The organism is Cupriavidus gilardii, assembly GCF_013314895.1.
In the GTDB taxonomy this organism is placed as follows: domain Bacteria; phylum Pseudomonadota; class Gammaproteobacteria; order Burkholderiales; family Burkholderiaceae; genus Cupriavidus; species Cupriavidus gilardii_C.
Genome location: NZ_JABTYE010000006.1, coordinates 19471 through 45496, shown reverse-complemented (window position 1 = coordinate 45496; position 26026 = coordinate 19471). Strand labels below are relative to the sequence as shown.

Sequence of the window (26026 nt, the reverse complement as noted above, 5' to 3'; positions counted from 1 at the left end):
GTCATCCGGTCATCGCTTCCGGTACAGCCGGTCCGACGGCATCACCGCCTCGAACGCCTCGGCGTGCGCGCTGAACTGCAGGGTCTCCTTGCTGCCCAGCCCAAGAAAGCCGTGGCGCACCAGCGCGTCGCGGAACAGGCCGAGCGCGCGATCCTGCAGCGCGCGATCGAAGTAGATCAGCACGTTGCGGCACGAGATCAGCTGCGCTTCCTGGAACACGCTGTCGGTCGCCAGGCTGTGATCGGCGAACACCGCGCGCGACACCAGGCTGGCGTCGAACTTGGCCTTGCCATAGGCGGCGTGATAGTAGTCGCCAAGCGAATGCCGGCCGCCCGCGGCCAGGTAGTTGCGGCCGAAGCCGCGCAGCCGCCCGGCATCGTAGACCCCGGCACGGGCCTCGGCGAGCGCCGCCGGATTGATGTCGGTCGCATAGAAGGTGGTGCGCTCGTGCAGGCCCTCCTCGGCGAACAGGATCGCCAGCGACCACAGTTCCTCGCCGCTGCTGCAGCCGGCCACCCACACGGTGATCGACGGGTAGGTCTTGAGCACCGGCGCCACGTGCTCGCGGATCGCCCTGAAGTACGACGGATCGCGGAACATCTCGCTGACCTGCACCGTCAGGTACTGGAACAGCCGGGCGAACAGCGTCGGATCGCGCAGCATGCGGTCCTGCAGCTGCGACAGCGTGTCGAGCTTCAGGTCGCGCAGCGCCTGCGACAGCCTGCGCCGCAGCGAGGCGCGCGAATAGCCGCGGAAATCGTGCTGGTACTTGCGAAAGATCCCCTCGAGCAGCAGTTCGAGCTCGATGTCGAAATCGTCCACGGGCACGGCCGCGAAGGCATCGTCGGCCGGTGCCGAACCGGTCGAAGGCGCGGCGTGAGGGGTCAGCGTCCGTGCAGCCATACCCGGCACAGCGACAGCAGCTTGTCGATATCGATCGGCTTGGCGATGTAGTCGTTGGCGCCGGCCAGCAGGCAGGCCTCCCGGTCCGACGACATCGCCTTGGCGGTCAGCGCGATGATGGGCAGCCGCGCGTGGCGCCCATCCTGGCGGATATGCCGCATTGCGGTCAGCCCATCCATCTCCGGCATCATGATGTCCATCAGCACCAGATCGATATCGTCGCGGCCATCGAGGATTTCAAGGGCCTGGCGGCCGTTGCGCGCGATCTCGACCTGCGCGCCGAGCGGTTCGATGACCTTCGACAGCGCGAAGATATTGCGCGCGTCGTCTTCCACCAGCAGCAGCCTGCGGCCCTCGAAGGCGTCGTCGCGGCTGCGCACCGCGCGCAGCATGCGCTGGTGTTCGGGCGGCAGCGCCGATTCCACGCTGTGCAGGAACAGCGTGACCTCGTCGAGCAGCCGCTCGGGCGAACGCGCGCCCTTGATGATGATCGACTTCGAATGGCGGCGCAGCTGCTGCTCGTCCTCGGCCGACAGCTGCCGGCCGGTGTAGACGATCACCGGCGGCATCGAGTACGAGGCGTCGGCCGCCATCTGCTCGAGCAGGTCGTGGCCCGAGCCGTCGGGCAGCGCCAGGTCCATCACCACGCAATCGAAGCGGCGTTCCGACAGCCGCGCCAGCGCCGCCGACACGGTGTCGGCGGTGACGATGTCGATGTCGGCCGATTGCAGCAGCGCGCGGATGCTTTCCCGCAGCGTGGCGTCGTCCTCGACCACCAGCACGGTGCGCATGCCGCCGCGCGCCATGCGCGCTTCCAGCTCACGAATCACGCTGGCCAGATCGTCGCGGCCGCTGGGCTTGAGCGTGTAGCCGATCGCGCCGCGATGCAACGCCGCCTCGGCATGGTCGCTGATCGACACCAGATGGGTCGGAATATGCCGCGTGGCCGGGTCGCGCTTGAGCCAGTCCAGCAGCGTCAGGCCCGAATGGTCGGGCAGCGCGACGTCGAGCAGGATGCCGCAGGGCTGGTGTTCGCGCGCCAGTTCCAGCCCCTGCTGCGCGGTGGTGGCATGCAGGCAGTCGAAGTCCAGCTCATGCGCCAGGTCGTAGAGAATCTGCGCGAAGGCGACATCGTCCTCGATCACCAGGATCAGGCGATTGCCGCGCGAGCGGCGGCCGCGGTCGTCGTCGATCGGCGCCGGGCCGAGCATGGTATGGAGCGGGGGCGCGCTGATGGTGATCGGCGTGGCGGGCGCCGCCGGCCTTGGCGCGGGTACCGGCGCGGCGGCGACCGCCTCTGGCACCGGAGCGGGCTGCGGCGCGGTGAGCGCCTCGGTCACGTCGATGCCGCCCTCGGCCGCTACCTGCGCCGCGGCCTCCAGCACCGCTGCGGGAGCCGGCGGCACCGAGGAAACCGCCGCCGCGGGCGCGGCCGGGCCGATGAATTCGAGCGGCAGCGTCAGCGTGAAGGTGCTGCCGGACCCGGGCTCGCTGTCGACCGCCAGCGTGCCGTTGAGCAGCTGCGCCAGCTGGCGCGAGATCGACAGGCCCAGTCCGGTGCCGCCATAGCGCCGGCTGGTGGTGCCGTCGGCCTGCTGGAAGGCCTCGAAGATGATCGCTTGCTTGTCCTTCGGGATGCCGATGCCGGTATCGCGCACCGAGAAACGGACGCCGTCGCTGCCGTCGCGCGCGATCGACAGCGCTACCTCGCCGCGCTCGGTGAACTTGAACGCGTTGGACAGCAGGTTGCGCAGGATCTGCTGCAGCCGCACGTTGTCGGTGACCAGCGTCGCGGGCAGATCGGGAGCGCGCTCGATGCGGAACTGCACCGACTTCTGCGCGGCGATCGGCGCGAACCCTTGCGCAAGTCCGCCGACCACCGCCTCGATGTCGACCGGCTCGGGCTGCACGGTCAGATGGCCGGCCTCGATCTTCGACAGGTCGAGGATGTCGTTGATCAGGTTCAGCAGGTCGGTGTTCGCCGAATGGATGGTGGCGGCATAGCGCACCTGTTCCGGCGTCATGTTGCCTTCCTTGTTGTCCTGCAGCAGCTTGGCCAGGATCAGCGCGCTGTTCAGCGGGGTGCGCAGCTCGTGCGACATGTTGGCCAGGAACTCGGACTTGTACTGGTTGGCGCGCTCGAGCGCCCGCGCGCCGGCCGCGAGTTCGGCCTGGTATTGCAGCAGGTCGCGCTTCTGCGCCTCCAGCAGCTGGGTGTGCTCCTCCAGCTGGACGTTGCTCTGTTCGAGCTCGGCCTGCTGCGTTTCCAGCCGTGCCTGCGATTCCATCAGCGCGCGCCCGCGCTCCTCCAGTTCCTCGTTGGAGACGCGCAGCTCTTCCTGCTGGACCTGCAGTTCCTCGGCCTGCCGCTGGGTCTGCGCCAGCAGCGCTTCGAGCCGCGCGCGATACGCGGACGCGGTCAGCGCCACGCCGGCGGCCTCGGCGATGCGGCCGATCAGCTCGACGGTGTCGTCCAGCTTCTGCTGCGCGGCGGCGAAACCGAGCTCGACCACGCCGATCACATGGCCGTCCGAGGTCAGCGGCGCGGCCAGTACCGCCTGCGGTACATCGCGTCCGAGCGCCGAGCTCAGCCGCAGATAGTGCGAGGACAGCCCGCGCGCAAGCAGCGGCCGGTTCTCGCTCGCTGCCTGCCCCGCCAGGGTTTCGCCCAGCGCCAGGCGCTCGGGCGTGTCCGCCGGCGCGGCCCAGCCGGCGATGCGCTTCAGGCTGCCATCCTCGAGCTGGTAGACCACGCCGGCCTGGGCCTGCGCCAGCGGCACCAGCACGCGCAGCAGCGCGGTGCCGACTTCGGCGGGGGTATCGAGGCCGCGGGTCTGCTGCACCACGCGCACCTGGCCTTCCTGCAGCCAGACGAAGCGGCGCATCTGCAGCTGACTGGCGATATAGCGGTAGATCGCCGCGGCCAGGAACCACATCACCACGACACCGCACAGCCGGTTGATCAAGCCGATGGTCGAATCGCCGCCGGCGGGCGAGAAGATATAGCCGGCGGCGATCAGCAGGGTCGCGCTACCAGCCGTCCAGAGCGGCATCGTCGGCCGGTCGACGAACACGCACAGGCAAATCGGCAGCAGATAGAAGATCCACTCGGCCACGCCGAGGGGGGTCATCAGATCCGCGACCAGCAGCACGGCCAGCAGCAGAGGAATGACGAGCGTACGCAGCAGATCGCTGCGCGCAAGGGAAAGAGGCATGGGCGACCGGGTGGATTGGAGGGGCGGGGGCGCCGGCGCAAAAGCCGCCCGGTGCCTGCGCATGACGTCCGATGCTAGCAGACCCAAGTGACGTAAAAAAATCAGACAAAATCCGACATGGCGGGCATGCTGGAAGCCCCGCCGGCTATGGCAGTATGGCGCGATGGCGGCGCCACCTCGCATCGGTCGGCGGCCGCCGGCGCCGCGCCGCCTCGCCGTTTCTCCATCCACACCAGGAGTCCGAACCATGCCGAGTTTCGATCGCCGTGCCGTTGCAGGCCAGTTGCCGCGGGGAGGTCGCTGATGGCCGGTGCCAGCCTGCTTGCGCTGCTCGACGATATTTCGACGATCCTCGACGACGTCGCCACCATGAGCAAGGTCGCCGCGCGCAAGACCGCCGGCGTGCTCGGCGACGACCTTGCGCTGAACGCGCAGCAGGTCACCGGCCTGAAGGCGGAGCGCGAGCTGCCGGTGGTGTGGGCGGTGGCGCTCGGTTCGCTGCGCAACAAGGTGATCCTGGTGCCGGCGGCGCTGGCGATCAGCGCCTTCGCTCCATGGGCGGTGACGCCGCTGCTGATGATCGGCGGCGCGTTTCTCTGCTACGAGGGCTTCGAGAAGCTCGCGCACCGCTTCCTGCCCGCCCATGCCGAGCCGACCGAGCGGGCCAGGGAGGCAGTCGAGCGCGTCGCGTTGCGGCAGGCCGCCTCCAATCCCGCGGTCGATCTGGTCGCGCTGGAGAAGGACAAGATCAAGGGCGCGGTCCGTACCGACTTCATCCTGTCGGCCGAAATCATCGTGATCTCGCTGGGCACGGTGGCCAACGCGCCGTTCGGCACCCGGCTGGCCGTGCTGACCGCGATCGCGCTGCTGATGACGGTGGGCGTCTACGGGCTGGTGGCCGGCATCGTCAAGCTCGACGATGCGGGGCTCTATCTGAGCGGCCGCGCCAACGGCTTCGCCCGCCGCATCGGCGACGGCCTGCTGCGGCTGGCCCCGATGCTGATGAAGACGCTGTCGGTGGCGGGCACCGTCGCGATGTTCCTGGTCGGCGGCGGCATCCTGGTCCACGGTCTGCCGTGGGCGCACCATCTGGAGGAGAGCGCCGCGCAATGGCTCGGAGGGATGCCGGGCGTCGGTCCCTTCCTGTCCTGGCTTGGGCCATTGCTGATCAATCTGGTCGGTGGCGTGATCGCCGGGGCCATCGTGCTGGCCGGCGTGATGCTGGTGCAGCGCGGCCGGCGGGCGTTGCGGCCGAGTTCGCACTGATTCTGGCAGGGACGCTCGCAACCGCAACCTGCGGTTGGGGATAACTCCGGGGACAACCCTGTGCCCGTCCTGTGCGTGGCACAAGGGACAAGCGCTGGGCAGCGTGTGGGGCGCCTGTGGACCGCGGACGAACAAGTCGGGCGCGTATCGAACCCGTTTACCGGAAGGCATCGGGTTATCCCGTATACGTCGGGTTTTCCCCTAGGGCTTATCCCGTCCGCCAGGGCTTGTGCCGCAAGGGCGCGGCGCCCTTATCCACTGCCGCGGACGCCGTTTACCTACTACTACTATCTACGTATACGTAAACAATCTTTAAAGACGATAGGCAACCGTTGCGTCGAGCGGGACCTGGGCGTGAGTTTACGCACGTAACACGCGCACGTAACACGCGCACGTAACACGCGCACGTACCGCACACCGCACACCGCGCCACGCCCACATGCCCGCTTGCCGGATTGCCCGATTGCCCGTTCGCCGCTTGTGTTAGCGGGGCACCTTGAACGCCGCGCGTCGACGCTGCGCTTCCTCACGGGCCCAGCAGCCGTGCTGGTGGTCGTTGACCATGCCCATCGCCTGCATCAGCGCATACATCGTCGTCGGCCCGACGAAGCGCCAGCCTCGCTTCTTCAGGTCCTTGGACAGCGCGGTGGCCTCCGGGCAGGTGGTCATCGTGCGCAGCACTTCGGGCGTCAGCACCGCGGGCCGGCTCCTGGGATCGGGCTCGTAACGCCACAGATAGGCGGCCAGCGAGGATTCCGTCTCCAGCAGTTCGAGCGCGCGCTGGGCGTTGTTGATCGCCGCCTCGATCTTGCCGCGATGGCGCACGATGCCGGCATCGCCCAGCAGGCGCTCGATGTCGCGCTCGCCGAAGCGCGCCACCTTCTCGACGTCGAAGTTGGCGAACGCCTTGCGGAAAGCCTCGCGCTTGCGCAGGATCGTCAGCCAGCTCAGGCCGGCCTGGAAGCCTTCGAGGCACAGCTTCTCGAACAGGCGGCGGTCGTCGTCGACCGGGTAGCCCCACTCGTTGTCGTGATAGTGGCAATAGTCCTCAAGCGTGCCGCACCAGCCGCAGCGCGGCAGCGGCGTGTCGGGCGCCGGTGCGGCTTGCTTTGGCTTGGCGGTGGCGGGCATGGCGGTCATCGTGTCTCCATTGTGTCGGTGGGCGGGCGCAGTTGGCCGGCGACAAGCAGCCGCCATGTTAGTGCGAGTTCGCCTTCGCTTGGAGAGGGCATCGCCGCAACGCTGAATTTCAAAATTTTTGACCGAGGCATCCGCAACGCTTCACGCCGGCGCGGTGGGGATTTGTCAAACTACCCCGGTACTCCACGAATCCGCGTTGTCGAAAGGACTCCCATGCTGCCCGCGCTTTATGTCTCCCACGGTTCGCCGATGTTGGCGATCGAACCCGGTCCGGTAGGGCCGGTGTTCGATGCGCTGGGGTCGCGGCTGCGCGCCTTGCAGCCGCGTGCGGTGCTGGTGATCTCGGCGCACTGGATCTACAGCACGCTGGCCGTGACCGCGGCCGAGCGCCAGCAAGCCTGGCACGACTTCGGCGGCTTCCCGCCCGAGCTCTATGCGCTGCGCTACGATGCGCCGGGTTCGCCGGCGCTGGCCGGGCGGGTCAAGGCGCTGGTCGAGGCCGCGGACATTCCCGGCGCGGGCTTTGTCGCGCTGGACGAGGCACGGCCGCTGGATCACGGCGCCTGGCTGCCGATGCGGTATTTCTTCCCCGATGCCGACGTGCCGGTGGTGCAGCTGGCGCTGAACCCCTACCTGGACCCGGCCGTGCAGATCGCGATCGGCCGCGCGCTGGCGCCGCTGCGCGACGAGGGCGTGCTGGTCGTCGGCTCCGGCAGCTTCACGCACAACCTGCGCGAGGTGTTCGGCGAGGAACGGCCCGGCCAGCACGGCGGCGCGGCCGAGCCCTATGTCGAGGCGTTTCGCGGCTGGATGGTCGACGCGCTGGACGAGGCGCTGCGCACCGGCGATACCGCGCGCATCGCCCGTTACCGCAGCGAGGCGCCGCATGCGCGCCGGGCCCATCCGACCGACGAGCATCTGCTGCCGTTCTTCGTCGCGCTGGGTGCCGCACTGGGTCCCGCAGACCCCGCAGACCGCACCGCGCCGGCCAGACCGGCCGAGGTCGCCCGCGCCACCGACGCGGTGACCTACGGCGTGCTGGCGATGGATACCTTCGTGTTCGAGGGCATGGGCGCGGCCGCCGCCGCCGCCGTGTAAGCCTTGGGCGGGCCGGCTAGGCGGCGGCCGGCGGCGCGCCCAGCATGCCGCGCCGGCGCAGCGCATAGGCGAACGCGCCGAGCGCCGCCAGTGCCAGCGCCACCATGACCCACAACATCAGCCAATAGCCGCCCGCCGCGCTCCACAGCAGCGCGCCCAGCCACGGCGCAATCGCCTGCATCAGCAGCACCGGCGTCATCATCAGCCCGTTCAGCGTCGCATAGTGATGGCGCGAGATCAGCTCGGGCATCGCCATCGCGCGCAGCATCGTGTTGATGCCGTTGGCGCAGCCGTACAGCACCGCGGCGAGCATCAGCCACTTGCCATGCCCGAGCGCCAGCGTCAGCAGGCCCAGGCCCATCACCACATAGACCGGCAACGCGATCCGCACCGGCTGCCGCGACGGCATCCGCGCCATCGCCAGCCGGCCGATCACCTGTGCGGGCCCGATCAGCGCCGCCACCATCAGTTGTTCGCCAACCGGCAGGCCCTTCTCGTTGAGCATCGGGATCAGATGCGCGCCCAGCAGCGAGGCGACCACCGCCAGCGCCGTGAAGGCCAGCACCACCGACCAGAACACCGGATCGCGCAGCGCCAGCGTGGCGATGCCGGGCGAGCCGCCGCCCAGCGGCGCCACCGGCTGCACGCTGGCATAGGTCGGATGCGGCGTGAAGCGCAGCCGCGCATGCAGCGGCGCGCAGACCAGCAGGTTCAGCGCGGCGAAGATCAGCAGCGTGCCGCGCCAGCCGATATGCAATACCAGCCATTGCGCCAGCGGAATGAAGATGGTGCTGGCAAAGCCGGCCACCAGCGTCACGATGACGATCGACTTCTGGTAGCCGTCGCCGTAGGCCTGGCGCAGCACCACGAAGGCCGGCTCGTACAGCGTGGTGGCCATCGCCAGCCCGAGCGGCACCCACATCAGCAGGAACAGTGTCGGGTTGGGACTCCATGCCCACAGCATCAGGCCGAGTCCCGCCAGCACCGAGCCGGTCCCCATCACCCATCGCGCCGGCGCGCGATCGAGCAGCCGCCCGACCGCGAACGAGCACAGCGCCCACACCAGCAGGCCCAGCGAATAGCCGCCCGCCAGGAACGGCTTGCCGTAGCCGAGCGTTTGGCTCATCGGCTCGATGAAAACCGTGAAGGTGAAATACAGCGTGCCCCACGAAATGGTCTCGGTCAGCCCCAGCACCCAGGCCAGATGGCGGGGCGGTTCGGACCAGGGGGCGGGGTGCGGCGATGTTGCGGTGGCTCCGGCGGCGCTGCTGGCGTCGGCCGGACCGGGGGCGGAGCCGTCGGCGCCGGGGCGCGTGCCGGGCCGGGGTCCTGGGGAGAGGTCGGGTGTCGTCATGGTATGCGCCGGGGAGGTCGGCGCCCGCGCGTCCGATGCGATGCCGGCGGCGCATGGTTGTGTGAAACCCGATTGTAGCGGCGCTGCGCTGTCCGTTGCGCGGGCCGTTGCATGGCCGTTGCGCGGCGGCATCGCGCCGGCTTGCGTCGCCCCTTATGCCCTGGCGTCGGGCGGCCCCTTCAGTTCGACCACATTGCCATCGGGATCGCGCAGATAGATCGACGGTCCCGTGCCCTCGGCGCCGTAGCGCGATTCGACCGGTCCCGCTTCGACGCCATGCGCGCGCAGATGCGCTGTGATGGCGTCGGCGTCGAAAGGCTCGACGCGCAGGCAGAAGTGGTCCAGATTGCGGCCCTCCGGCCCCGGCCCCGCGCCCCCGGCCTTGCCGAGCGGGCCGTCCAGCGTGACCAGATCGATCAGGCTGGCGCCGGCGCGCAGCTGCGTCAGCCCGAGCTTCGGCTGCTCGCGCTCCAGCGTGCAGCCCAGCACGTCGACGTAGAAGCGCAGCAGCGTCGGCACGTCGGCGCTGCGCAGCACCAGATGATCGATGCCCCGGATCGACAGCATGGCGTCAGGCAGGCGGCGCTACAGGCGCCGCCCGTCGAACGGGATCACCTTCAGCTTGTCCAGATCGATCCCCTCGAGGCAGCGCGCATTGACGGCCGCCGTCGGCTGGCCCTTCGGATCGATGGCTTCGCCGAACGGCCCGCAGCCGCACACCGGGCAGAAATGGTGGGCGATCTTCATGCTGTGGAAGCGATAGGTCGAGTAGTCCGACTCGGGCGTCTTCAGGCGCAGGCGCTCGCGCGGCACGAACCACAGCAGATGGCCGCGCCGCTGGCAGATCGAGCAATTGCACGACAGCACGGCTTCGATCTCGCCCTCGACCTCGAATGCGATGCGGCCGCAATGGCAGCTGCCCTGGTATTGCATGGTGTTCTCCTCGGTTCTGTGGAAGGTGCCGCGGGTCGCTTCAGCGGGTGGGCTCCAGCCGGTGGGTTCGGGCCGGTGGCGGCGATTGTCGGTATCCCGACAGTGTAGCGGCATCAACCGGTGTCACAATGCCGGAATCCCCAAGAGCGCATCAGCGCCGACCCCACCAGGAGACCACCATGAGCGAATCCCACCAGGCGCCGCGGGCGCGCTTCAGCCATATGGAACAGGGCACCCGCGAAGACTGGGCCGCGATCTCGGCCGAGTTCATGCCCTATGCCGCCGCACTGCCGGACCGCGTGCTGGCCCATCTGCGGCTGCTCGACGGCGATTGCGGCGGCTTTCCGGTTGACCGGCTCACCCACAGTCTGCAGACCGCCACGCTGGCCCACCGTGACGGCCGCGACGAGGAATATGTCGTCTGCGCGCTGCTTCACGATATCGGGGATACGCTGGGCAGCTACAACCATCCGGACATCGCCGCGGCGATCCTCAAGCCCTTCGTCAGTGCCGAGAACCTGTGGATGGTGGAGAAGCACGGCGTATTCCAGGGCTACTACTTCTTTCATCACCTGGGCCTGGACCGCAACCTGCGCGAGCAATTCCGCGGCCAGCCGGAGCTGTTCGAGCGCACCGCGGAGTTCTGCGCCAAGTACGACGCGGCTGCCTTCATGACCGACTACGACACGCTGCCGCTGTCGTTCTTCGAGCCGATGGTGCGGCGCGTGTTCGCCCAGCCGAAGAACTCGATGTATGTGAAGAAGGGCGAAGAGAAGTTGGCGCAGGTGGAGTAGGGCAGCGATCGCCCGGCGTCGACGGGCTCCCTCTCCCGCAGGGGCGGGAGAGGGAAGAACAGCCGGGGGAGAGCCAGATTTCCAGCCTCAAGCCGCCTGCTGCCCCTGCGCCGGATTCCTGAACTGCGTCAGCAGCGTCTGCCAGCGCGAGCGCACCGCCTTCAGGTTGTTGGCCTTGACGTGGCCGAAGCCGCGGATGTCGTCCGGCAGACTGGCCAGCGCCACCGCGGTGCCGTGGTTGGCGGCATTCAGCCCCGCCACCAGCTCGTCGAGCAGCGCCCGATATTCGCCGATCAGCGCGCGCTCCGTGCGGCGCTCCTCGGTCTTGCCGAACACGTCCAGCGGCCCGCCGCGCAGACCCTTGAGTTTGGCCAGCACCTTGAAGATCGTCATCGTCGACGGGCCGAAGCGGCGCTTGATCAGCCGGCCCTGCTCGTCGTGCTTCGCGATCATCGGCGGCGCCAGCCAGAAGTTCAGCTGGTAGTCGCGGCCCGGTTCGCCTTCGAACTGGTTGCGCAGCTTGTCCAGGAAGACCGGATCGGTATAAAGCCGCGCGACTTCGTACTCGTCCTTGTACGCCATCAGCTTGGCGAGATTGCGCGCCACCGCCTCGGTCAGCGGCAGCGGCTTGCCGCTGCCGACCAGCGCGCTCTCGGCCGCGCGGACGCGATTGACCGCATCGCGATAGGTCTGCGCATAGGCGGCATCCTGATAGGCGGTCAGATGCTCGGCCCGATGCGCGATCAGCTTCTCCAGCAGCGCGCCCGACGAGGTCGGCAGCTTGACCACGTCGGCGCCCTCGGCGGTGCGCTTCAGCTCGCCGGTCAGCGACAGCACATGCTCCGGGTCGTGCGCCATATGGCGGCCCCATTCGAACGCGGCCTTGTTCTTGTCGACCGACACGCCGTTCAGTTCGATCGCGCGCAGCATCGCGTCCAGCGACAGCGGCACCCAGCCCTTCTGCCACGCATAACCGAGCACCAGCGGGTTGGTGTAGATCGCGTCGCCGAGCAGCGCCACCGCCAGCGCGCTGGCATTGATGAAGTCGCATTGCTCGCCGACCGCATTGCGCACGTCCTGCTCGGCCGACAGCCCGGGGAACTGCCACTTCGGATTGCGAATGAATTCGGCGGTCGGGGTTTGCGCGGTATTGACGATGGCGCGCGTGCGGCCCGCCTGGGCCTTCGACAGGACCTCGTCGGTGGCCGACACGATGGCGTCGCAGCCGATCACCAGGTCCGCCTCGCCCATCGCGATGCGGGTGGCGTGGATGTCCTCGGGCCGCGCGGCGATCTGCACGTGCGACAGCACCGCGCCGCCCTTCTGCGCCAGGCCCGCCATGTCCAGCACGGTGACGCCCTTCTGCTCCAGATGCGCGGCCATGCCGAGCAGGCCGCCGATGGTCACCACACCGGTGCCGCCGACGCCGGTCACCAGCACGCCGTACGGCTTCTCCAGCGCGGGCAGCGCCGGCTCCGGCAGCGGCGGCAGGCTCTGCATCGAGATGCCGTGCGCCTCGGGCTTGCGCAGCTGCGCGCCCTCGGCCGTCACGAAGCTGGGGCAGAAGCCGTTCAGGCAGGAGAAGTCCTTGTTGCACGAGGACTGGTTGATCTTGCGCTTGGTGCCCAGCTCGGTCTCCAGCGGCTCGACCGACAGGCAGTTCGACTTGACCGAGCAGTCGCCGCAGCCTTCGCAAACCGTGTCGTTGATGAACACCCGCCGGGCCGGATCGGGGAAGCTGCCGCGCTTGCGGCGGCGGCGCTTCTCGGTGGCGCAGGTCTGGTCGTAGATCAGGATGGTGCAGCCCGGCACCTCGCGCAGCTCGCGCTGGATGCGGTCGAGCTCGTCGCGATGGTGGATCGTCACGCCTTCCGGCAGCTTGATCGCCGCGTTGTACTTCTCCGGTTCGTCGGTGACGATGTCGATCCGCCTGGCGCCCTCGGCGGCGACCTGGAAGGCGATGTCCTGCACCGACAGCTGGCCGTCCACCGGCTGGCCGCCGGTCATCGCGACCGCGTCGTTGTACAGGATCTTGTAGGTGATATTGACGCCGGCCGCGATCGACGCGCGGATCGCCAGCAGCCCCGAATGGAAGTAGGTGCCGTCGCCGAGGTTGGCGAACACGTGCTTGTCGCCGGCGAACGGCGCCTGCCCGATCCACGCCACGCCTTCGCCGCCCATCTGGCTGAAGGTGCTGGTGCTGCGGTCCATCCAGACCGTCATGTAGTGGCAGCCGATGCCGGCCAGCGCGCGCGAGCCTTCGGGCACGTTGGTCGACGTGTTGTGCGGGCAGCCCGAGCAGAACCACGGCTTGCGCTCGGCGGCCACACGGGGCGTGGCCAGCGCGCGCTCCTTCGCTTCGATCAGCGCAATGCGCGCGGCGATGCGGGCGCGCACGTCGCTGGGCAGATCGAACTTGTCCAGGCGCGTGGCGATCGCCTTGGCGATGATCGCCGGCGACAGCTCGTAGTGCGCCGGCAGCAGCCAGTTGCTCTGCGGGATCGACCACTCGCCGCCGGCATTGTCCTTCTCGTCGAACTTGCCGTAGACCTTGGGCCGCACGTCGTCGCGCCAGTTGTACAGCTCTTCCTTCAGCGCGTACTCCATGATCTGGCGCTTTTCCTCGACCACCAGGATTTCCTGCAGCCCTTGCGCGAAGGCGCGCGCGCCCTGTGCTTCGAGCGGCCAGACGCAGCCGACCTTGTACAGCCGGATGCCGATGCGCTCGCAGGTCTCCTTGTCCAGGCCCAGGTCGGTCAGCGCCTGGCGCGTGTCGAGGTAGGCCTTGCCGCCGGTCATGATGCCGAAGCGCGCGTGCGGCGAATCGATTTCGATGCGGTCGATCCGGTTGGCGCGCACATAGGCCAGCGCGGCGTACCACTTGTAGTCGAGCAGCCGCGCTTCCTGTTCGAGCGGCGGATCGGGCCAGCGGATATTGAGGCCGCCCGGCGGCATCGCGAAGTCCTGCGGCAGCGCGATCTGTACGCGATGCGGATCGAGCTCGACCGAGGCGGACGATTCGACCACGTCGGTGACGCACTTCATCGCCACCCATAGCCCCGAGTAGCGGCTCATGGCCCAGCCATGCAGACCGTAGTCGAGATATTCCTGCACATTGGCCGGGAACAGCACCGGCAGCCCGCAGGCCTTGAAGATGTGTTCGGACTGGTGCGCCAGCGTCGACGACTTGGCCGAGTGGTCGTCGCCGGCCAGCACCAGCACGCCGCCGTGCTTCGACGAGCCGGCCGAGTTCGCATGCTTGAAGACGTCGCCGGTACGGTCCACGCCCGGCCCCTTGCCGTACCACATGCCGAACACGCCGTCGTATTTCGCGCCCGGGTACATGTTGACCTGCTGCGAGCCCCACACCGCGGTCGCGGCCAGGTCCTCGTTCAGGCCCGGCTGGAACACGATGTTGTGGCCGGCCAGGTGCGACTTGGCCTTCCACAGCGCCTGGTCCAGCGCACCGAGCGGCGAGCCGCGATAGCCCGAGATGAAGCCGGCGGTATTGAGGCCGGCGGCGCGATCGCGTTCCTGCTGCAGCATCGGCAGACGGACCAGCGCCTGCGTGCCGCTGATATAGATGCGGCCGCGTTCGAGCGTGTATTTGTCGTCGAGGGTAACGTTGGCGAGCGCGCGACGGATGGCGTCGCTGACCGGGGCGGTCAGGGGGGCATTCATGGGTGCTCCTCTTCGGGCATGTTGTCGGGATCGCCGACACACTTCAGTGGTGGGCAGCCGCGGCAGGCCTCTTGTGAAGGCGGTAGCGACCGTGTCTCTGCCCGGCATGGTAGCACCGGCGGCGTTGACGCGGCACCCTGCGGCGCAGCATCCCGGCGCCCCTGCGGCTCGGCGATTTCCCGAATGGACAAGCGCTGGCGTGTACACTGCACTGCATCCAAGCCCGGCAGCGGGCGGCGTCCGCCGGAGGCCGCCTTGCCGCGGTGGTGCAACCTCCCACTGCTGGAGCGACCGCTCCCCCAGGACACAGACCGATGAATCCAAATCCCCGCCAGGGCACCGCGACCCTGGCCGTATTGATCGACGCCGACAATGCCGCGCCCGGCATCGTCGAAGGCCTGCTTGCCGAAGTGGCCAAGTACGGCGTGGCCGCCGTCAAACGCATCTACGGCGACTGGACCAAGCCCAATCTGTCGGGCTGGAAGGAATGCCTGCTGTCGCATTCGATCCAGCCGATCCAGCAGTTCCGTTATACGGTGGGCAAGAATGCCACCGACAGCGCGATGATCATCGACGCGATGGACCTGCTGTACACCGGCCGTTTCGACGGCTTCTGCATCGTCTCCAGCGACAGCGATTTCACCCGGCTGGCCTCGCGCATCCGCGAGCAGGGCCTGACGGTCTACGGCTTCGGCGAGCGCAAGACGCCCAAGCCCTTCGTCACCGCCTGCGACAAGTTCATCTACTCCGACCTGCTGCGCGGCGACGTCGGCACCGACGAATCGGACGAGACCACCGCGCCGGCCCGTCGCCGCAGCGGCGGCGAGCTGCGGCAGGACACGCGGCTGGTGCGGCTGCTGCAATCGGCCGCGCAGGCCGTCTCGGACGAGGAAGGCTGGACCACGCTCGGCAGCATGGGTACCCACATCGCCAAGCAGGCGCCCGAATTCGATTCGCGCAATTACGGCTACAGCAAGCTGTCGGAGCTGGTCGCCGCGACCGGCCTGTTCGAGGTCGAGACCCGCAACGGCGGCAACAACAAGACCATCTGGGTCCGGCTCAAGCGCCGCGGCGAACAGCGTGGTGGCGAGCAGCGCAGTGGGGAACAGCGCGGCGGCGATCGGCAGGGCCATGCCGGCGAGCCGCGCAGCCAGGGCGGGCAGGGCGAACAGCGCAGCCACGGTGGGCACGCCGAGCAGCGAGATCCTGTTGGCCAGGAACAAAGCGGCCAGGATGTCCGGGGAGGCCGCGGTCGCCGCCAGGGCCACGCCGCGCCGGCGCAGGCCGAATCGGCGGTGCCGGCGCAGCAGGCCCAGCTCGAGATCGGCGAACCGGCTCCGGCGCCGGTGCAAGCCGACGAACCTGTCGCCGCCGACGTGATCGAGCCCGCCGGCCATGCCGCCACGCCCGAGCCCGCAGCACCTGAGTCCGCAGCACCTGGGTCCGCTGCGCCGCGATCGTCGCGCGGCCGCCGCGGCGCGCGACGCCCCGATGTGAAGCTCAGCGACACGCCATGGCCGATCGACAGCACGGTGTTTGCCGCACCGGCGCCGGCCAGCGAAGCGCTCGAGGTGCCGGGGGCCGAGACACCGGCGAATGGCGAGCTGGTGGAGAGCGCCGAATCGGTGCAGGCCAGCGAGACCGCGCCGCCCGCACGCAAGCGCCGCAGCACGGCCCCGCGCAAGCGCGCGGCGAAGAAGGCGGCGGCAGCGGAATAAGGTCGGCTCGCCAGGGCGAGCGCCGCTTGCCCTCTCCCCCGCCCCTCTCCCGCAAGCGGGAGAGGGGAGAAGACCAGTGGTGGTCTACCGAGGGTCAGCTTTTCGGAGGGGAGAGGAGAGGAAGAAAACGGGCGCGAGAACTTGCCTTGTTTCCACGGTGTTCCCCCTCTCCCCCTCTGCGGGAGAGGGTCGGGGAGAGGGAGGTGGATTTGTCGCCCCGAAGGCGTACCCCCGAAACTACCGCACCAGCTGATTGATCTCGATGATCGGCATCAGCACCGCCAGCACGATCAGCAGCACCACCACGCCCATCGTCAGGATCAGCAGCGGTTCGAGCAGGCTGGTCAGGAACATCGTGCGCCGTTCCAGTTCCTGCGCTTCGCCCTGGGCGGCGCGCTCGAGCATCGATGGCAGATTGCCGGTGGCCTCGCCCGAACGGATCAGGTGCACCAGCACCGGCGGAAACTGGTTCTGCGCGGCCAGCGCGCGGGCCAGCGACGAGCCCTCGCGCACGCGCGTGGTGGCGTCGTCGACGTTGGCGCGCAGCGCCTCGTTGCCCAGCGTCTCGCCCGCGGCCTGCAGGCTGCGCAGGATCGGCACGCCGGCCGACACCAGGATCGCCAGCGTGCTGGCAAAGCGCGCGGTGTTGTAGCCGCGGATCAGCTTGCCGGCCAGCGGCGCCGTCAGCAGCCAGCGGTGCCATTCGAGCCGCACGCCGGGCTGGCGCAGCAGCGCGCGGATTGCCAGCACCGCCAGCACCAGCACGATCAGCGCCGCCCACCACCATTGCCGCACGAAATCCGACAGCGCCAGCATCACCACGGTCAGCATCGGCAGCTTCTGCTTGGTGTTGGCGAACACGCTGACGACCTGAGGCACCACGTACGACAGCAGGAAGATCACGATCGCGAAGGCCACCACAGTGACGATGGCCGGATAGGTGAAGGCCAGCCGGATCTTGGCGGTCAGCGTGTTGCGGGTCTCGATATAGCCGGCCAGCCGCTCCAGCACCAGCCCCAGATGGCCGGAGTGCTCGCCGGCCGAGACCAGCGCGCGATAGATATCGGGGAAATCGCGCGGATGCTGCATCAGCGCGACCGAGAGCGAGCTGCCGCCCATCACCTCGGCGCGCACGCCGGCCAGCAGCTCGTGCACGTAGGCGCGCTCGGCCTGGTCGGCCAGTGCCCCCAGCGCTTCATCGAGCGGCAGGCCGGCGACGATCAGGCTGGCCAGCTGGCGCGTGAACAGCGCCAGCTCCTGGGTCGACAGCCGGCGGCCAAAGCCGCCCGCGGTGCCGCGCGCGGCCTGCGCCGCGCTGCCCAGCGCGTCGACGGTCAGCGGGGTCAGCCCGCGCGTGCGCAGATGCGTGCGGGCCTGCTTCGGGCTGTCGGCCTCGATGACGCCGCGGTCGGTCTTGCCGGCGGCGTCGACGGCTTCGTAGCGATAGGCTGGCATGGCTTAAGTCACGGGCGCGACGGCACGGGGAGCGATGGCACGAGGCGCGATGGTATGGCGCGATCGCATGGCTTCCGTTCCCCGCTTCAATCGCGGGTCACGCGCAGCACCTCTTCCAGCGAGGTCGCGCCGCTGTCGATCCAGCGCTGCGCGTCGCCGCGCATCGTATGCATGCCGTTGGCCAGCGCGGTCTGCTTGATTTCCGATTCCGGCGACTGGCGATGGATCATGGTGCGGATGCGGTCGTCGACCACCAGCAGCTCGTACACGCCCATCCGTCCCTGATAGCCCGATTGCCCGCACTTGTCGCAGCCGACCGGGTGCCACAGCTTCTGCAGCGGCTTGCCTTCGGCCAGCAGCGTCTCGGCTTCGGCGGGCGTCACCGCGATCGTTTCCTCGCGCTTGCAGTGCGGGCACAGCCGGCGTACCAGCCGCTGCGCCAGCACGCCGAGCAGCGACGACGACAGCAGGAAGGGCTCGATCCCCATGTCGACCAGCCGCGTGACCGCCGAGGCCGAGTCGTTGGTGTGCAGCGTCGCCAGCACCAGGTGGCCGGTCAGCGAGGCCTGCACCGCAATCTGCGCGGTTTCCAGGTCGCGGATTTCGCCGATCATCACCACGTCCGGATCCTGACGCAGGATCGCGCGCAGCGCCTTGGCGAAGGTCATGTCGATGCGCGCATTGACCTGGGTCTGGCCGATGCCGTCCAGGTCGTACTCGATCGGATCCTCGACCGTCATGATGTTGGTGGTGCGCGCATCGAGCCGCGACAGCGCGGCGTACAGCGTGGTGGTCTTGCCCGAGCCGGTCGGGCCGGTCACCAGCACGATGCCGTGCGGCTGGCGGATCAGGTCGTCGAAGGCGGTCAGCGTGCGGGGCGCCATGCCCAGCTTGGCGAGATCGAGCCGGCCGGCCTCCTTGTCCAGCAGACGCAGCACCGCGCGTTCGCCATGGCCGGTCGGCAGGGTCGACACCCGCACGTCCACCGGCCGGCCGCCGACCCGCAGCGTGATGCGGCCATCCTGGGGCAGCCGCTTCTCGGCGATATCCAGCTGCGCCATGATCTTGATGCGCGAGATCAGCGCGCCGTGCAGCGCCTTCTTCGGCCGCACCACGTCGCGCAGCGTGCCGTCGACGCGAAAGCGCACCACCGAAGCCGCCTCGAACGGCTCGATGTGGATGTCCGAGGCGCCTTCGCGCGCCGCCTGCGTCAGCAGCGCGTTGATCATGCGGATGATCGGCGCGTCGTCTTCCGATTCGAGCAGGTCCTCGACCGCGGGGATGTCCTGCATCAGCCGCGACAGATCGACCTCGCCCTCGACTTCGCCGACCACCTGCGCGGCGGTGCCGTCTTGGCGGTTGTAGGCGTCGGACATCGCCAGTTCCAGCGCGTGCGGCTCCATCACGCGCAGGTGCAGCGGCCCGTGCACGCGCGCCAGCTCGGCCAGCGCTGCCGGCGAGGTCGAGCGGCTGACCCAGACCTCGAGCCCGTCGGCGCGCTGATGCGCGACCAGCAGTTTGGCTTCGCGCGCGAAGCCGTAGGGCACCAGCCGCGCCGCGATCGGCGAGGACAGCGGCGTGTCCACGGCGCCGGCCGCGCCATGCGCGGCGGCGTTGGCGGTCCCGGCGGCGCCGATCGCCGGATCGGCCGCGGGGGCGGGAATGGAGGAGGGCACTGTCGCCATCGTGATTGCCTGTGTGGTCGGCCTGCGTTCAGGCGCCTTCGCCCTGGTTGGGGGCGCGGGAGGTCGGGCCCGGCGGCGGCAGCGTCTGCTCCAGCGGCAGCGGACCCGGCACGGGCCCATTGTTGCGCGGATCGACGAACGGCGCAGCGGGCGCATCGGCCGGCGGCAGCACCGGCGTCTGCGTGTCGCGCATCATCATGTTGGGCGAGACGAAGCCCTGCTGCTCGCCGCGGATATAGCCGTAGCGGTCCTGGGTGATGCGGTCGGTCGCGCCCGAGGTGCGCATCACATAGGGGCGCAGGAAGACCAGCAGATTGGTCTTGGCGCGCGACTTGTTCTCGTAGCGGAACAGTCCGCCGATCCACGGCAGGTCGCCCAGCCCCGGCACCTTCTGCACGCCATCGCCGTAGTTGTCCTCGATCAGGCCGCCGAGCACGATGATCTGGCCGTCGTTGACCAGCACGTTGGTTTCGATCGAACGCACATTGGTGGTCGGGCCCTGGATCAGGTTGGTCGTGCCCGGCACCACCGACGACGACTCCTGATAGATCTGCAGCTTGACCAGCCCGCCGTCGGTGATCTGCGGCTTGACCCGCAGCGTGATGCCGACATCCTTGCGGTCGAACGTGTTGAACGGTGTGCCGCCGCCGACTGCGTTGTTCTGCGCGTACGAGCCGGTGGTGATCGGAATGTTCTGGCCGATCAGGATCTTGGCTTCCTCGTTCTCCAGCGTGATCAGGTTCGGCGTCGACAGCAGGTTGACGCTGCCCTGGCTGCCGAGCGCGCGCAGCAGCGCGCCCAGGCCCAGCGCGCGGTTGACCACGCCCAGGTTCAGGCCGCCGATGTCGGGCACCAGTCCGGCGGCGCGCTCGATCCCCGCCGCGCCGTTCTGCGAGATGTCGTAGACGGCCCCGCTCAGGTTGATGATGTTGCCGCCGCCGGTGCCGAAGTTGGTGCCGGCGAAGAAGTTGTTGTTGCCGCCGGCGGAGCTCAGAATGCCTTGCCACTGGATGCCGAGCTCGGCGGCCTGGGTCGAGGTCACCTCGACGATCATCGATTCGATGTAGACCTGCGCGCGGCGCGCGTCGAGGTCGTCGATCACCGCGCGCAGGCTGCGATAGACCGCTTCGCTGGCGGTGATGATCAGCGAGTTGGTGGACGGATCGGCCTGGATGATGCCGCCGGTGGTCGGAATCTGGTTCGGCGCGAACGAGGCCGAGAAGGCAGAGCCGGTACCGCCGGCGCCGCCGCCGAAGCCGCTGCCGGTGCTGCCGGTGCGGCCGTAGCCGCCCATCCCGGCGGCGCCGCCGGTGAATTGGCCGGTCGGCGCGGCGATGTTCTGCGCGCCGGCCATGCCGGCCGCGCCGCCCGCGGCGCCGGCGATCCCGCCGATGCCGCCCTGGCCCTGCTGCGCGACATTGAAGCTGGCGTCGGCCGCGACGATCGCGCGCAGCGTCGGCGCCAGCTTGACCGCGTCGGCGTTCTTCAGCGGCACCACCCAGATGTTGCCGGGGCGCGCGTGCGGCTGGTCCAGCTTCTCGATCAGCTGGCGTGCCTGCTGCAGCCGGGCCCGGCTGGTGGCACGCACCAGCAGCGCGTTGCTGCGCGGCTCGGCCACCACCGAGGTGCGCAGGCTCGCATCGACTGCCGGGCCGGCCGCGCCGCCCGGCGCGCCGCCGGCGGCGCCCGGATCGAGCAGGCGCTGCAGCACCACTGCGGCATCGCTGGCGATCGCGTATTTCAGCGGGATCAGTTCGACTTCGCCCGACGCGGGCGCATCGATCGCCGCGATGATGCGGGCGATGCGGCGCAGGTTGTCGGCATAGTCGGTGATCACCAGCGTGTTGTTGGCCGGATAGGCGGTGATCGTGTTGTTCGGCGCGATCATCGGCCGCAGCACCGGCACCAGCGCGTTGGCCGATTCGTAGTTCAGCCGGAACACCTGCGTCACCACCTGGCCGCCGCGGCTGGCGCCGGCGCCGATCACCGTGGGCGAGCCCTGCAGCTTGGCGTCGGCCTCGGGCACGACCTTGGTGAAGCCGTTGGCCTCGACCATCGCATAGCCCTGCATCCGCAGCACCGAGCCCAGCGTCTCCAGCGCTTGCGCCCGCGAGACCGGCGCCTCGGTCACCAGGTTGACGGTGCCCTTGACGCGCGGATCGATCACGAAGTTCTTGCCGGTGGCCTGGCCGACGGCGCGCACCACCGCTTCCAGGTCGGCGTTGACGAAATTGAGGACGACCTGATCGCGGTTGCGCGGCGTGACGTCGGGCGGGGCCGGCACGGCGGGGCTCGCCTGTCCGGGTGCCTGCGCCCAGAGCGGGGCCGGCGCCATCAGCGACAGGGCGCACAGCGCCGTGACGGCGCGTGCGCAGGCGGTAGGCAGGATGGGGCGTCGGTCTGTTGTCGTCATAAGCGTCGGTTGGTTGCGCGGCCCGGTGCTTGGCGCGATGCCTTGCGCCGGATCAGAAGCGCAGCCTGGTCACATTGTTCTCTCGTCTTCCCAGCAGGCTCAATAGGGAGGCCAACTGATTGGCGGCGTCGGGATCCGCATGGGCGGTGCCCTCGAAGCGCGCCTGGCGGCCCAGCGGTCCGCTGCCCTCCAGGTGAAGCGGGCCGGACACGGTCGACAGCCTCAGCATGCCGGTGGGGCCGGTCCAGTCGATTTCGGCGCGGTAGCTGCCGAGCGGCCGCAACCGGCTGACGGCCGATGATACTTGGTCGATGCGAAGGGTCAGGTGGCCGTAGAGGCCGGCGGGCCGTCCACCGCTCCCTCCTTCCGCACGAAAACGGCCCTCCAGCGCGCTCCAGTCCAGCCGCATCGCGCCGTCCGGGCGCAGCGTGTTGAACGGCGCGCCGATGCCTTCGAGCAGCGAGGCCGGCAGCCGCATCGAGCCCGGCTGGGCCCGCCAGCCAGACGGCGTCACCGTGATCGCGACGGGGGCCGGCATCGCCTCGGTATGCTGTGCGACCAGCCGCACCGAGCCGGTCAGCAGCGGCCAGAACGCGATCTTCCACTGCAGGCGCCCGGGCAGCACCGTGGCGGTGCGGCTGCCCGCGCCCGCCGACAATGCCAGCGTGGCGCTGCCGTGCCACAGCGAGCCGGCGGCATCGGCCAGCAGCACGCGGCCCTCGGTGCGGCTGGCGACGGTGTCGGCGATCCAGGCCGCCGGCAGCGCGGCGATCGTCGTCACCGCGACCGTGGCCAGGCCCAGCAACGTCCAGCGCAGCAATCCGCGGCGGCGCGCCGGCCGCGGCTCGCGGCGCCGCAGGCGCAGGGCTTCCAGCCGTGCCATCAGCCGCGTCCGCCCGGACGCTCGGGTCCGGCCCCCGGTCCCTGCAGGGTGGCGGTGACATTGACGATGGCGGTCGCGCCGACATAGACGATGCGGGCATCGGTGACTTTCAGGCGCTGCTGCTGCCGCACGTCGGACAGCCAGGCGGCCACCGCGCCGAACGGCACCTTGTCGAGCTGGATCTGAATCGTGTGGTCGCCGGTCGGCGCGACGCGGCTCGCGCTCAAGCCATGCTGGGCCAGGCCGTCGCGCAGCGCCTGCACCAGTGCCTCGCCGCGCAGCGCCGGGGCCGGGCTGGCCGACAGGCCGCGCGCCTCCTGCGCCAGCGTTTCCATCTCGGCGAGCTCGGCACGCAGCTGCGGCAGCGTCTTCTGCAGCCGCTCGCGGCCTTCCGCGGCGGGTTCCCACAGCACGCTGTAGCCGATCGTCAGCGCCAGCAGCGCGCCGCCGACCGCCAGCAGGGTCTGCTCGCGCGGGTTGCGCGCGGTCCAGAAGGCCTCGGCCCGCTCGCGCCAGCGCGCCGGCACGCGCGGACGCAGCTTGCCCAGCCGTGCCGACAGGCCGGCGGCGGCGGCGGTCCGCGATGCTGCGGCGGTGGTCGGCCGATCGTGCGCGCGGTCGTTCATGGTCTTGCCTGGTGAGCGGGAAAGCCGGCGAGGGCGGAGAAGGTGGAGCTGGCCGAGGTGGCGGGCATCACGACACGCCTCCCGGCTTGATGACCCAGCGCGATCCGGCGGGTGCCGGGCCGCTGCCCGAGCGGGCGGACTGCGCCGGCGCGCGATCCTCTTCCATCGACAGCCCGGCCTGGCGCGCGGCCTGGCGCAGCGCATTGGTGTCGGTGCCGGGCTTGAGCGTCGCGTGCAGGGTCTTGCCGCGGTATTCGAGCGCCAGCAGCGCGTCCGGCGGCAATTGACGGCCGGCCTGCGCGAAGCGGTCGGCCAGCGGCAGGAAGTCGTCGGGCGTGCTGCGGCCGCTGGCCAGGCGCAGTTGTTCGACCTGGCGGCGCATCTGCAGCGGCGGGTCGACCACCACCGGCATGCGCGGGAAGGCGCTGCGCAGCAGCTGGGTCTGGGCCTGCTGCAGCCGCGCCTGTTCGCCGCGCAGCATCAGCCAGTGGATGTTCAGCGCGATCAAGTGGACCACCAGCAGTGCGGCGGCCAGCGCCAGCGGGGCGCGCCAGGCGCGCAGGTTCCAGCGGTCGGCGCGGCCTTGCGCGAAGTCGAACTGCGCCAGATCGAGCGAGGGCTCGCGCAGGCAGGCCTGGGCGCCTTCGATCCAGACCGGCCAGCCGAGCGGGCGTACCGAAGTCAGCGTGGGCAGCGACGCCGCGTCGCGGTCGCCGTACCAGATGCCGGCCGGGGCGAGCGCCTGCCAGGCGGCCAGCGCTTCGTCGCCGAGCAGCAGGCCATAGCCCTGATAGCGTCCGGTGCGCACGGTCAGCTGCCAGACCGGCGCGGCCTGGCCGGTGCCGGTCTCCCCTTCGAGCAGCGGAGCGGCGGCGGCGAGGGCGCTGGAGGCCGCTTCGAGCGCCAGCGTGGCGGGCGGCTCGGACGGGGCGGCGGGTTCGGGCGCCGCGCCGGGCCCGGCTGGGCCGGATGAGGTGGCCGCGGCCGCCTCGTCGTCGGCCGTCGCCAGCGGCAGGCAGAACTGCGCGGCAAGCAGATGGCGGCGGCGATGGCGGTGTTCGGCGAAGGCGTCGAGCACCGCGCGCAGCCAAGCGCGCTCGGTCACCATCAGCAGGCGGCGGCGCGGTCCGCGCGCCGCGGCGGCCGCGGTGCTGGCATCGGCAGCGGCTTGCGGTGCCTCCGGCCCGACCGCGATATGGCAGGCCTGAGCATCGGCCGCGAGGGAATCTTCGACCAGGTTCGGCAGCGCCAGCTTGAGCCGGTTCGGCGCCAGCGGCGGCACCGCCGCCGTGGTCACCAGCACGTCGGCCGCGGCGACGATCAGCACCAGCCGGTCCGCCGGCGGCAGCTCGGCGATCGGCGCGTAGCCCTCGCGCAGCAGATGGCCCGTGGCGGGCGCGCGCTCGCGCCGGCCCTGGGCGGCCACGGCATCGCGCACCAGCGCGAACGGCAGCGCCCCGAAGCGCCAGGGCTGCGGTTGATCGTGGGGGCGATGCGGCAGGCGGACGAACAGGGTGGTGCTCAAGGTTTCCTTGGGACTGCGCGGCAGTGAAGATGGACGGCGGAATCGTCGACGGCCTGGGGGCGCGTCTGCAATCTGGTCCGGTTCCGTGCCGAGGCACGGTCCCGCCCGGTGGCGGCGGTGCCGGCGGCGATCGCCGCGAGCACAGCCGAGTGCCGGTAAATGCCTTTCCGCCAAGGCATCAGCATACCTTGCCTTTGTGGCGGATTCGCGTCAACCGTTTCGGTTGTGTGCGGGCGGCCGCGGTGCTCGCAGGCCGCGTTTTCCCGGCCTGTTTCCGACCGTACCTCCTTGGGCGGGATGTCGATCGGCATCATCGCAAGTCCGGCATCCGCTCGAGGTCGCGCGTCCACACCACCTGGGTCGCCTGGGCGCTGCCCAGGATCGCCGCGCGCCGCACCAGCGAGACCTGCATGCGCACCGCCCGCTCGTGGCGGATCAGGCCGTAGATCAGGAAATAGTGCGAGCGCGTCTCCAGCGCGGTGCCGACGCCGGCATCGGCCTGCGGCGCGATCGCGCGCAACTGGGTCTGCAGGTCGCCGACGTTGTTGAAATAGGCGCGGTCGCGCTGGCGCACCAGTTCGCGGGCCCGGTCCAGCGGCAGCTTGTCGATGACCGCGGCCAGCACCTCGGCGTCGGCGGTGTTCGCGTTGACGGGCGTGCGGTCCGGCAGCAGGTCGACGAAGGGCTCGAGCACCGGCAGCATGTCCGGCTCGTAGCCCGGGATGGCCAGCAGGTCCGCCAGGCTGTCGGGCGGCCGAGGGGCGGCGCGGCCGGCGCCGGCGCGTTCGGCCTGGAGCAGATAGCGCGCGGTCGCCTCGGCCAGCCCCTGGTTGAGGCCCAGCACCTGCAGCAGGCGTCGATAGGCCGCCAGGCCGGCCGGGTCGATGGTCACCGAGATGCCGCCGTTGGCGCCCGCGGTGGTCGTCACCAGATTGCGCAGATTGAAGCGGGCCTGGGCGTCGAGGATGCGGCCGGACAGGAAGGACGTTTCGCCGGCGCGGTCGGTGCGCAGCGCGGCGCCGAGGAAGTCCGACAGCCGCGTCTCGGCGATCGGCACCGCCCACGGCTCGCCCAGATGGTCGACGTTGGAGCGGCGCAGGTCGTCGCGCAGAATCAGCCGCGCCCAGTCGACGGCGGCCCGCTCGATCCAGGCGGCCTGCGCCACCAGGCGCTGATTCTCGACCGAGCGGATCTGCACCTGCTGGCGCCACAGCAGCCCGGACACCACCACCACCGCCAGCGTGACGATCAGCAGCGCGGTGACCACGGCGGCGCCGCGGTGCCGGGCGGTTCGCGGTCGGTGCGCAGGGAGGGCAGGGGTACCGTTCATCGCGCGC

At 69.9% G+C, this 26026-nt stretch carries 18 protein-coding genes; 4 read left to right on the top strand and 14 right to left on the bottom strand.

All coding sequences use genetic code 11. The features are described 5' to 3' along the window. Nucleotides 1–9: 9 nt before the first annotated feature. Together HTY53_RS07730 and HTY53_RS07725 are read right to left on the bottom strand one after the other, a co-directional pair. Nucleotides 10–903 (bottom strand): CheR family methyltransferase, encoded by an 894-nt coding sequence (locus tag HTY53_RS07730; RefSeq protein WP_238509534.1) that lies wholly within the window; start codon nucleotides 901–903, stop codon nucleotides 10–12. Continuing rightward, nucleotides 885–4118, bottom strand: coding sequence for a response regulator (locus HTY53_RS07725; protein WP_174105930.1), 3234 nt, complete (start codon nucleotides 4116–4118; stop codon nucleotides 885–887). Before HTY53_RS07725 ends, HTY53_RS07730 begins: the two co-directional genes overlap by 19 nt. Before the next feature lie 303 nt (nucleotides 4119–4421). Between HTY53_RS07725 and HTY53_RS07720 the strand changes: the two genes are divergently transcribed. Then, nucleotides 4422–5384, top strand: a complete 963-nt coding sequence (locus HTY53_RS07720; RefSeq protein ID WP_174105929.1) for a DUF808 domain-containing protein — start codon at nucleotides 4422–4424, stop codon at nucleotides 5382–5384. 483 nt (nucleotides 5385–5867) lie between these two features. On the opposite strand, the gene HTY53_RS07715 is transcribed toward HTY53_RS07720, so the two are convergent. Continuing rightward, nucleotides 5868–6515, bottom strand: a complete 648-nt coding sequence (locus HTY53_RS07715) for a DNA-3-methyladenine glycosylase I (RefSeq protein ID WP_174106096.1) — start codon at nucleotides 6513–6515, stop codon at nucleotides 5868–5870. A gap of 222 nt (nucleotides 6516–6737) precedes the next feature. On the opposite strand from HTY53_RS07715, the gene HTY53_RS07710 reads away from it, so the two are divergent. Then, nucleotides 6738–7622: a DODA-type extradiol aromatic ring-opening family dioxygenase gene (locus tag HTY53_RS07710; protein WP_174105928.1), complete on the top strand. Its 885-nt coding sequence runs from the start codon at nucleotides 6738–6740 to the stop codon at nucleotides 7620–7622. Nucleotides 7623–7638: 16 nt separating this feature from the next. Here HTY53_RS07710 and HTY53_RS07705 read toward each other — a convergent pair whose 3' ends face one another. The 3 genes from HTY53_RS07705 to HTY53_RS07695 all read right to left on the bottom strand — a co-directional run bounded on the left by HTY53_RS07705 (nucleotide 7639) and on the right by HTY53_RS07695 (nucleotide 9909). After that, nucleotides 7639–8976 carry an MFS transporter gene (locus tag HTY53_RS07705; RefSeq protein WP_174105927.1) on the bottom strand — a complete coding sequence of 446 codons (1338 nt, stop codon included), beginning with the start codon at nucleotides 8974–8976 and terminating at the stop codon, nucleotides 7639–7641. 153 nt (nucleotides 8977–9129) lie between these two features. Next, complete coding sequence (locus tag HTY53_RS07700; protein WP_174105926.1) at nucleotides 9130–9543, bottom strand: VOC family protein; 414 nt, start codon at nucleotides 9541–9543, stop codon at nucleotides 9130–9132. An 18-nt stretch (nucleotides 9544–9561) separates the two neighbouring features. After that, complete coding sequence (locus HTY53_RS07695) at nucleotides 9562–9909, bottom strand: GFA family protein (RefSeq protein WP_174105925.1); 348 nt, start codon at nucleotides 9907–9909, stop codon at nucleotides 9562–9564. Nucleotides 9910–10088: 179 nt separating this feature from the next. Here HTY53_RS07695 and HTY53_RS07690 point away from each other — a divergent pair, with 179 nt between their 5' ends. After that, nucleotides 10089–10703 carry an HD domain-containing protein gene (locus HTY53_RS07690; RefSeq protein WP_174105924.1) on the top strand — a complete coding sequence of 205 codons (615 nt, stop codon included), beginning with the start codon at nucleotides 10089–10091 and terminating at the stop codon, nucleotides 10701–10703. An 87-nt stretch (nucleotides 10704–10790) separates the two neighbouring features. On the opposite strand, the gene HTY53_RS07685 is transcribed toward HTY53_RS07690, so the two are convergent. Beyond that, on the bottom strand, nucleotides 10791–14384 hold the full coding sequence (locus tag HTY53_RS07685) for an indolepyruvate ferredoxin oxidoreductase family protein (RefSeq protein WP_174105923.1): 3594 nt from the start codon (nucleotides 14382–14384) through the stop codon (nucleotides 10791–10793). A gap of 314 nt (nucleotides 14385–14698) precedes the next feature. Here HTY53_RS07685 and HTY53_RS07680 point away from each other — a divergent pair, with 314 nt between their 5' ends. Then, a complete protein-coding gene (locus tag HTY53_RS07680; protein ID WP_174105922.1) occupies nucleotides 14699–16102 on the top strand; it encodes an NYN domain-containing protein in 1404 nt (467 codons plus the stop codon). 237 nt (nucleotides 16103–16339) lie between these two features. Here HTY53_RS07680 and gspF read toward each other — a convergent pair whose 3' ends face one another. From gspF to gspK, 7 genes are all read right to left on the bottom strand, one after another. Beyond that, entirely contained in the window at nucleotides 16340–17557 is a 1218-nt protein-coding gene (gene gspF / locus HTY53_RS07675) for a type II secretion system inner membrane protein GspF (RefSeq protein ID WP_174105921.1), read from the bottom strand. Nucleotides 17558–17643: 86 nt separating this feature from the next. Continuing rightward, a complete protein-coding gene (gene gspE, locus HTY53_RS07670; protein ID WP_254599857.1) occupies nucleotides 17644–19242 on the bottom strand; it encodes a type II secretion system ATPase GspE in 1599 nt (532 codons plus the stop codon). Nucleotides 19243–19270: 28 nt separating this feature from the next. Beyond that, nucleotides 19271–21655 carry a type II secretion system secretin GspD gene (gene gspD / locus HTY53_RS07665; protein ID WP_174105920.1) on the bottom strand — a complete coding sequence of 795 codons (2385 nt, stop codon included), beginning with the start codon at nucleotides 21653–21655 and terminating at the stop codon, nucleotides 19271–19273. A gap of 52 nt (nucleotides 21656–21707) precedes the next feature. Continuing rightward, nucleotides 21708–22538: a type II secretion system protein N gene (locus HTY53_RS07660; RefSeq protein WP_174105919.1), complete on the bottom strand. Its 831-nt coding sequence runs from the start codon at nucleotides 22536–22538 to the stop codon at nucleotides 21708–21710. Further along, nucleotides 22538–23164 (bottom strand): type II secretion system protein M, encoded by a 627-nt coding sequence (locus tag HTY53_RS07655; RefSeq protein ID WP_174105918.1) that lies wholly within the window; start codon nucleotides 23162–23164, stop codon nucleotides 22538–22540. Before HTY53_RS07655 ends, HTY53_RS07660 begins: the two co-directional genes overlap by 1 nt. A gap of 67 nt (nucleotides 23165–23231) precedes the next feature. Further along, the gene (gspL, locus tag HTY53_RS07650; protein WP_174105917.1) at nucleotides 23232–24689 is read right to left on the bottom strand and encodes a type II secretion system protein GspL; all 1458 of its coding nucleotides are present in this window, start codon (nucleotides 24687–24689) and stop codon (nucleotides 23232–23234) included. A 310-nt stretch (nucleotides 24690–24999) separates the two neighbouring features. After that, entirely contained in the window at nucleotides 25000–26019 is a 1020-nt protein-coding gene (gene gspK / locus HTY53_RS07645) for a type II secretion system minor pseudopilin GspK (RefSeq protein WP_174105916.1), read from the bottom strand. Nucleotides 26020–26026 lie beyond the last annotated feature (7 nt).

Coding starts and splice junctions, on each gene's coding strand:
- HTY53_RS07700 (WP_174105926.1), bottom strand. CDS start 9,543: ATGCTGTCGATCCGGGGCATCGATCATCTGGTGCTGCGCAGCGCCGAC.
- HTY53_RS07660 (WP_174105919.1), bottom strand. CDS start 22,538: ATGGCACGGCTGGAAGCCCTGCGCCTGCGGCGCCGCGAGCCGCGGCCG.
- HTY53_RS07725 (WP_174105930.1), bottom strand. CDS start 4,118: ATGCCTCTTTCCCTTGCGCGCAGCGATCTGCTGCGTACGCTCGTCATT.
- HTY53_RS07720 (WP_174105929.1), top strand. CDS start 4,422: ATGGCCGGTGCCAGCCTGCTTGCGCTGCTCGACGATATTTCGACGATC.
- HTY53_RS07680 (WP_174105922.1), top strand. CDS start 14,699: ATGAATCCAAATCCCCGCCAGGGCACCGCGACCCTGGCCGTATTGATC.
- gspE (WP_254599857.1), bottom strand. CDS start 19,242: ATGGCGACAGTGCCCTCCTCCATTCCCGCCCCCGCGGCCGATCCGGCG.
- HTY53_RS07655 (WP_174105918.1), bottom strand. CDS start 23,164: ATGAACGACCGCGCGCACGATCGGCCGACCACCGCCGCAGCATCGCGG.
- gspD (WP_174105920.1), bottom strand. CDS start 21,655: ATGACGACAACAGACCGACGCCCCATCCTGCCTACCGCCTGCGCACGC.
- HTY53_RS07685 (WP_174105923.1), bottom strand. CDS start 14,384: ATGAATGCCCCCCTGACCGCCCCGGTCAGCGACGCCATCCGTCGCGCG.
- HTY53_RS07690 (WP_174105924.1), top strand. CDS start 10,089: ATGAGCGAATCCCACCAGGCGCCGCGGGCGCGCTTCAGCCATATGGAA.
- HTY53_RS07730 (WP_238509534.1), bottom strand. CDS start 903: ATGGCTGCACGGACGCTGACCCCTCACGCCGCGCCTTCGACCGGTTCG.
- HTY53_RS07715 (WP_174106096.1), bottom strand. CDS start 6,515: ATGCCCGCCACCGCCAAGCCAAAGCAAGCCGCACCGGCGCCCGACACG.
- HTY53_RS07710 (WP_174105928.1), top strand. CDS start 6,738: ATGCTGCCCGCGCTTTATGTCTCCCACGGTTCGCCGATGTTGGCGATC.
- gspF (WP_174105921.1), bottom strand. CDS start 17,557: ATGCCAGCCTATCGCTACGAAGCCGTCGACGCCGCCGGCAAGACCGAC.
- gspK (WP_174105916.1), bottom strand. CDS start 26,019: ATGAACGGTACCCCTGCCCTCCCTGCGCACCGACCGCGAACCGCCCGG.
- HTY53_RS07695 (WP_174105925.1), bottom strand. CDS start 9,909: ATGCAATACCAGGGCAGCTGCCATTGCGGCCGCATCGCATTCGAGGTC.
- HTY53_RS07705 (WP_174105927.1), bottom strand. CDS start 8,976: ATGACGACACCCGACCTCTCCCCAGGACCCCGGCCCGGCACGCGCCCC.